Source organism: Rhodopirellula sp. JB055, assembly GCF_043100905.1.
Classification (GTDB): Bacteria; Planctomycetota; Planctomycetia; order Pirellulales; family Pirellulaceae; genus Rhodopirellula.
In genome coordinates this window covers 1-6,544 of the sequence record NZ_JBICHO010000052.1, presented here as the reverse complement: position 1 = coordinate 6,544, position 6,544 = coordinate 1, and the positions used below count along the sequence as shown (strand labels likewise).

6 protein-coding genes are annotated in these 6,544 nt (G+C 56.9%); 5 read left to right on the top strand and 1 reads right to left on the bottom strand.

What is annotated here, in order from left to right:
* Window positions 1-18 precede the first annotated feature (18 nt).
* The 5 genes from ACF8AM_RS01960 (at window position 19) to ACF8AM_RS01940 (ending at window position 5,560) form a co-directional block, all read left to right on the top strand.
* Window positions 19-585 (top strand): hypothetical protein, encoded by a 567-nt coding sequence (locus ACF8AM_RS01960; protein WP_392554022.1) that lies wholly within the window; start codon window positions 19-21, stop codon window positions 583-585.
* A gap of 12 nt (window positions 586-597) precedes the next feature.
* A complete protein-coding gene (locus tag ACF8AM_RS01955; protein ID WP_392554021.1) occupies window positions 598-1,689 on the top strand; it encodes a hypothetical protein in 1,092 nt (363 codons plus the stop codon).
* Window positions 1,690-1,833: 144 nt separating this feature from the next.
* On the top strand, window positions 1,834-3,273 hold the full coding sequence (locus ACF8AM_RS01950; RefSeq protein ID WP_392554020.1) for a UvrB/UvrC motif-containing protein: 1,440 nt from the start codon (window positions 1,834-1,836) through the stop codon (window positions 3,271-3,273).
* Between the two features lie 89 nt (window positions 3,274-3,362).
* The gene (gene hflX / locus ACF8AM_RS01945) at window positions 3,363-4,742 is read left to right on the top strand and encodes a GTPase HflX (protein ID WP_392554019.1); all 1,380 of its coding nucleotides are present in this window, start codon (window positions 3,363-3,365) and stop codon (window positions 4,740-4,742) included.
* A 2-nt stretch (window positions 4,743-4,744) separates the two neighbouring features.
* Window positions 4,745-5,560, top strand: coding sequence for an SDR family NAD(P)-dependent oxidoreductase (locus ACF8AM_RS01940; RefSeq protein WP_392554023.1), 816 nt, complete (start codon window positions 4,745-4,747; stop codon window positions 5,558-5,560).
* 33 nt (window positions 5,561-5,593) lie between these two features.
* Here the strand turns inward: ACF8AM_RS01940 and ACF8AM_RS01935 are convergent, their stop codons facing one another.
* Window positions 5,594-6,265 (bottom strand): hypothetical protein, encoded by a 672-nt coding sequence (locus ACF8AM_RS01935; RefSeq protein WP_392554018.1) that lies wholly within the window; start codon window positions 6,263-6,265, stop codon window positions 5,594-5,596.
* Window positions 6,266-6,544 lie beyond the last annotated feature (279 nt).

Below are 6,544 nucleotides of genomic sequence, written 5' to 3'. Positions count from 1 at the left end.
CTTTGCTAGGGTCGAACCATGATTGGCGAATACAAAATCAACCGAACCACTCGGCGCTGCAGCGTTGGCGACCGTCCGTTGGAACCTGGCGAGGTCTACTATTCGGTCGTCATGGAAGCGGATGAGGACTTCAAACGAATCGACATAGCCGCGGACGCTTGGACGGGCCCACCGGAAGAAACCATTGGATGGTGGAAGAACCGCGTGCCGCGAGCTGAGGAAAAGAAGCGTGAAATTGCGCCGCCTGAGGTTTTGATTGAGTTGTTGCGGTCGATGGCGGAGCAGCCTGCGGCGGCGAAGAGTCGTTTTTTGTTGGCCCTGTTGCTGCTTCGCAAACGTCATTTAAAAACCATCGAGCCAACTGCCACAGGCTCACCGATGGGGGCTCCTGCACAAGACCCACGCGACGAGACCGAGGCGAAACCGTTTGAGGCAAAGTCCCGAGAAACAATGTTGCTGATGTCCAATTTGGATCAGTCGACGATGGAAGTGGACGTGGTGGCGATCGGGCCTTCCGAGGCCGGCACTCTCCAAGATGAATTGATCGATCTGATTTACCGTGACGTCGACGAACTTCCCGAATGAGAAAAGACGCCGATGTTATCCACGTTCTCTTTACCGGCTTCCATTCGCATGTTTGATCGTTCGTTCACATGGCTCGGCGTGATGACGATGATGGGTTTGCTGTCGTTGACCGCAGGGTGTGTTCGAGCGGTTTCGAACACGTCCTTTCCGGCTCCTCCTGTTGTGCTGAACGCGTCGCCAGACATTCATCAATTGGCGGCGGCGGTCAATCGGACCGATGCGATCCAGCAGCTTTCGACCAATTCGGCGAAGGTGGATGTGTTGTCGATGCCAGCGGTTCCAAAGCTCAATGCAACGGTCAATGTGCAACGCGAAAAACGATTCCGCATGAAGGCTAGCGTGCCGATCATCATGGGAGCGGGGATCGACTTGGGCAGCAACGAAAACGAGTTCTGGTTCGAAGTCCCCGACAACATGACTCAGACGTTGTACTACGCCAACCATGAGCAGTATTCGAGGCAACTCACGCGTGCGATCTTGCCGGTGGATCCGACTTGGTTGATCGAAGCGATCGGGCTGGCTCGATTGGATCCCGCCACCGTGCTCAGTGGGCCAGTGATTCGCAGCGATGGATTGATTGAGGTGCGGACCTCGGTGCAGACGCCTTCGGGGATGTATCAGCGGGTTGTGTTCATCGAGCCATCGGCGGGTTACATCACCAATCTGTTCTTGTATTCGCCGGATGGTCGACAGGTCGCCAAGAGCGTTGCATCGGATCATCGTTTCAATGAAGCGGTCAATGTCGTTTTGCCACACCGCGTCAAAATCGAGCTGTTTCCCGCAGCAGGGCCGCCGCTGGCAATGCAGTTGGAAGTGGCGTCTTACACCGTCAACCAATTGTTGTCGGGCGACCCGGAATTGTTCACCATGCCAACGACCACCACCACAAAAGTGGATTTGGTGCAGATGGCGGGGATGGCAGCACCCAGTGGGTTTGGCGGAAGCGCGTCTGGAGCGATGGGATACAGTTCCGCGTCCACCGGCCCGATTGTGCCCGCTGCTGATGCTCCTTGGACGCGTCCCCCGGGATTGCCTGGAACGGCCGCGGCGTATTCTGCCAACGCACCCACCGGGCCGCCGCTTCGGGGGATTCGTTACGAATGAGCCGGGTGGGCAGCAGCGATTGGTCCGAGATTCGCTCCTGCTTTGATTCTCAGGATCCGAGCCGGATTGTTGCCAAACAGGCAATCTCACGGTCCAATGCCTGTTCCCATTTCGTAACCAGGATGTGCCCCAGATCAGGGTTGAATGAGCGACCGCGAAACCGAAATCAACGATGAATCCGTCGCGGGTGAGCCCGTCGACATGGGGGCTGACGCTTCGGATGTCGAAGCTTCCTCCGAGTCAACGGTTTCGCCGAAGGTGCTACAGGATTTCAGTCAGGGCTTCCGTCAGGCCGCCAGGAAAGTCAAAACGTTCCCGCAATCACCGGGCGTGTACCTGATGAAGGACTGCGCCGGGGTGGTGATCTACGTCGGCAAAGCCAAGAACCTGCGATCGCGGGCGAGCAGTTACTTTTTGAAGGCCGCCAGCGAAGACGCTCGCACGGCCGATTGGATTGGCGACATCGCCGACATCGACTTTGTGGAAACGGAAAGCGAAGTCGACGCGTTGCTGATGGAGTCCCGGTTGATCAAGGATATTCAGCCGCGAAACAACAAAGAACTGAAGGACGACAAGACGTTTCCGTATTTGATGATCACCACGCGGGAGGAATTCCCGCGCGTGGAGGTGACTCGGGAACCACCGTCCAAGGGCGTGAAGCTTTATGGTCCATTCACCAGCGCCGGTGCCTTGCGGGGCGCGATTCAGGTGATGCAGCGGATCTTCAAGTTTCGAACATGTTCGCTGGACATCAGCGAGTCCGACGAGCGTTGGCAATGGTTTCGTCCGTGTTTGTTGGCGAGCATCAACCAGTGCACCGCGCCGTGCAATTTTCGAATCAGCAAAGAGGACTACCGCCGCGACATCAAACGATTGCAAACGTTTCTGGACGGTGGCAAGACAAAGTTGCTGCGTGACATGCGTGGCGAGATGAAGGAGGCCAGCAAGGCACTGGACTTTGAACGGGCGGCCGTTCTTCGCGATGAGATCCACATGATCGAGCGATTGGAAGAACGAGGCGACTTGGACACGCACGCCCAGCCCGAGGTGTTTTACATTGATCCGCAAAAAGGATTGGCTGGACTGAAAAAGGTGCTTGGATTGGCGGAGACGCCGCGAGTGATTGAAGGCGTGGACATCGCTCACCTGGGAGGGAACGAGACTGTCGCCAGTCTCGTCCAATTCATTGATGGGTTGCCGTTCAAGCCGGGTTACCGGCGATTTCGAATCCAGGAGGTCAAAGGCATCGATGACTTCCGCAGCATCTATGAAGTTGTCTCGCGACGTTTTCGCGGGTTGTCGGATCGCCAAGAGGCGTTTCCGGATGTGTTGCTGATTGATGGTGGCAAAGGCCAACTCAACGCGGCGATGGCGGCATTTCGGGATCAGGACATCCAGCCGCCGACCGTGATCAGCCTCGCGAAACGCGACGAAGAAATTTTTCGACCGGGAATTTCAGAGCCGCTCAGGCTGAGCAAAAACGCGTTTGCCCTGCGTTTGTTACAGTATGTTCGCGATGAATCTCATCGGTTTGCACAACATTACCACCACATTTTACGTAGTAAATCCAGTCTTGAACGGTGAACCTTTCCAAGTGCGAAGGGTCCGTATTGAGAGTAAAATGGAGTCATTGACTCCGCTTCTAACCTTTAGACCAAGGCCCCCTCTCCCTCGTGTCAGATAAACACATCACCCTGCACGACGACGCCCCCGAACGCAGCATCTTGGCTCGTTTGATTCTGCCTGACACCGTGGTCGAAGAAGACCCGTTGGAAGAACTACACGGGTTGGCAACCACCTCGGGGACTGAAGTGGTCGACGAGTTGATTCAGCGTCGATCCACACCCGATCACTCGACCTATTTGGGCAAAGGCAAAGTCGAAGAATTGCGTTTGATGGTCGAACGCCATGAAGCTGACGTGGTCATTTTTGACAACGATCTGAGCCCGGCTCAAATTCGCAACTTGGAAAAGAAGACCAATGCGAAGGTGATCGATCGCACGGAGTTGATCCTCGATATCTTTGCTGCTGGCGCACGCACGCACGAATCGCGTTTGGCAGTCGAGTTGGCTCAATTGGAATACTCTCTGCCTCGACTCAAACGCATGTGGACTCACCTTTCGCGTCAGTCGATGGGTGTCGGGATGCGAGGTCCGGGTGAAAAACAATTGGAAGTTGACCGCCGACTGGCTCAGAAACGCATTCACGATTTGAAGACGGAACTGAAGAGCGTGGAACTGCGACGCGAGCGTCAAGTTGCGGCTCGTTCGGATTCACCGACAGTGTCGTTGGTTGGTTACACCAACGCAGGCAAGAGCACGTTGATGAACGCTCTGACCGATGCCGGTGTGATGGCGCAGGACAAACTCTTCGCGACGCTCGACACGCGAACGCGACGCTGGCATTTGCCGGAATGGGGCCACGTGTTGCTCAGTGATACGGTTGGCTTCATTCGTGATTTGCCTCACTCGTTGGTCGCCAGTTTCAAATCGACCTTGGAAGAAACTCGTCAAGCCGAGTTGCTGTTGCATGTTGCTGATGCGAGCAGCCCACAGGTTTTTGAACAAATCAGCGCGGTGTATCAGGTGCTGGAGGAATTGGGCATTGAAGCCAAGGACACTTTGTTGGTGCTCAACAAAATTGACGCGATCACCAGTCCGCGAATTTTGAATCGCGTGTTGGATCGTTACCCCAATGCCATTCCTGTCAGTGCCAGGTCACGTTCGGGTTTGAAGCCGTTGGCTCAAGCCGTCGGCGAAGCCCTGTCTCGCGAATTTTTGGACGTTGAGATTGGCGTGGCTCATCACGATGGCAAGCTGCTTTCGTTCTTGTCCGCGACCGGCAAAATCGAATCGCGTGAGTTTGGAAACGACCACGTCACTGTTCGAGTTCGGATGCCAGCCTCGGCGATGGGAACGGTTCATCGCAGTGCGCTAAGCGTGACACCGACGACGCTGGAAATGTGGAAGCAATCTGCGTCGGAAGACGAGGCCGCTGCGTCTAGCGAGGAATCAATGGACGAGTCTGTTGAGCGATCGAGCGACGTGGCTTGAATATGCCGCTGCCTTTTCAGCAGATTTGGAATCCCGAGGGTGCCGTCACCATCGTCACGGGGGCGAGCAGCGGGATCGGATTTGAACTGACACGTCTGTTGGTCGACGCGGGGGCTCACGTCATTGCGGTGGCGCGGCGTGAGGAACGGTTGGCTGAGTTGGCCGCCGCGACCTCGGATCCCATGCGAGTGCACAGCATCGTGGGTGATGTGACCGACGCGTCCACTCGCGAAAAAGCCATGGCTGCCGCGGATTCCCTTCGCGATGGCGGATTGGATTTGCTCGTCAACAATGCGGGCGTGGGAGCGATTGGTCCGTTTGCAGATGCCTCCCCTGATCGCATGCGGCGGGTGATGGAGGTGAACTTTTTCGCGCCGGTGGATTGGACACGCGACGCGTTGCCTCGATTACGCCAAGTGGCTCAGTCAGGCGAGCGATCTGTGATTTGCAACATCGGCAGTGTGTTGGGGCACCGAGCGGTTCCGGACAAGAGCGAGTACTGCGCCAGCAAGTTTGCGCTGCATGGTTGGAACGATTCGCTTCGAGCGGAACTCGTGAGCGATGGAATCGGGGTGACGTTGGTCAGCCCCAGCACCACACGCAGCGAGTTTTTTGATTCGTTGGTGGAAACCGATCCGGATCAGAAGTCCAAAAGCATCGGAAGTTGGCCTCCCCGGCGGGTTGCGCAGGCCACGTTGATGGCGATCAAACGCGGACGCAGCGAAGTGATCTTGAGCCTTGGTGGCAAAGCGTTGGTGTATGCCGACCGCGTCGCTCCGCCGGTGATGAATGGTCTGCTGGCGAAGCGTGGACGCTGAGTGGATTGTCCACGCTGTCGCGAAGGGCTTCGATCAGTCGCGATAGTTGGGATAGTAGCCGTCGTAATAAGGGGCGACTGGATACGGAGTGCCTTGTCCCGACGGATACGGTGCAAACAGGTTGGTGCCGCCAGCGGGGTTGGGACGCCGGTTGTGATGGCCACCGTGGTGGGGGCCATGTGCGCCAGGATGGTTCGGTGGACCGCCCGGTTGTTGACCACCTGGATTGGAGCCAGGTGTGTTGGGCGATGGTCCTTGGTGGCCGGGTGGGCGATGGCCTGGACCATATTGGCCTGGACCGTATTGACCGGGGGCATTCCAACCATATCCATTCCCCAGCCCGATGTTCAGGCCAGCGTAGGGTGCGCCCCAGTTTGGATAGGGAGTGCTGTAGGGGCGGTACGGAAAACGCCATTCACCATAAGGACGAACGGGATCGCCCCATTCTTCGACACGGTGGTAGTTGTCGGCTGATTGACCGTAGGCAAGCGTGCTGCGGTAGTGTGTGTAGCCACTGGTTCGAAGCGGCTGAGAGATGGCCGTCGTGGGCGTGTCGATCGGTGCGAACTGAGTGACGCGTTGCCCGGTCGCAACGTCGTGCGTGTACGTGCTGGGCAGTGTCAGCCAATCCGCGGAAACGGATGGCAATTCGCTTGCGAAGGCGAATGTGGCGAGACACAGAACGGCTGGGACGAGCGATTTCATAGATGCCAACGTAGTTCGCTTTTGGCGATCAGGTCGGGCATCGGTGAAAAATCGATCTGGGAATGTCTCGGGTGGGCTGCCTAATCGTTGCAATCGCTACAAACGGATTCTCTTGTTGGGTGAGGGCTACGGTTGGAGGTTGAAGCGGGGATGACGACTGCGAATCAGTTCGCTTTCATAGGCTCGTCGCACCGTGATTTTCTTGGCGGGCGAGTCAGTTGGAAACGCGTGCAGTTCCAGTGTCACCGGGTTCGCTTCGGAATCGCGGAGCACACCTGC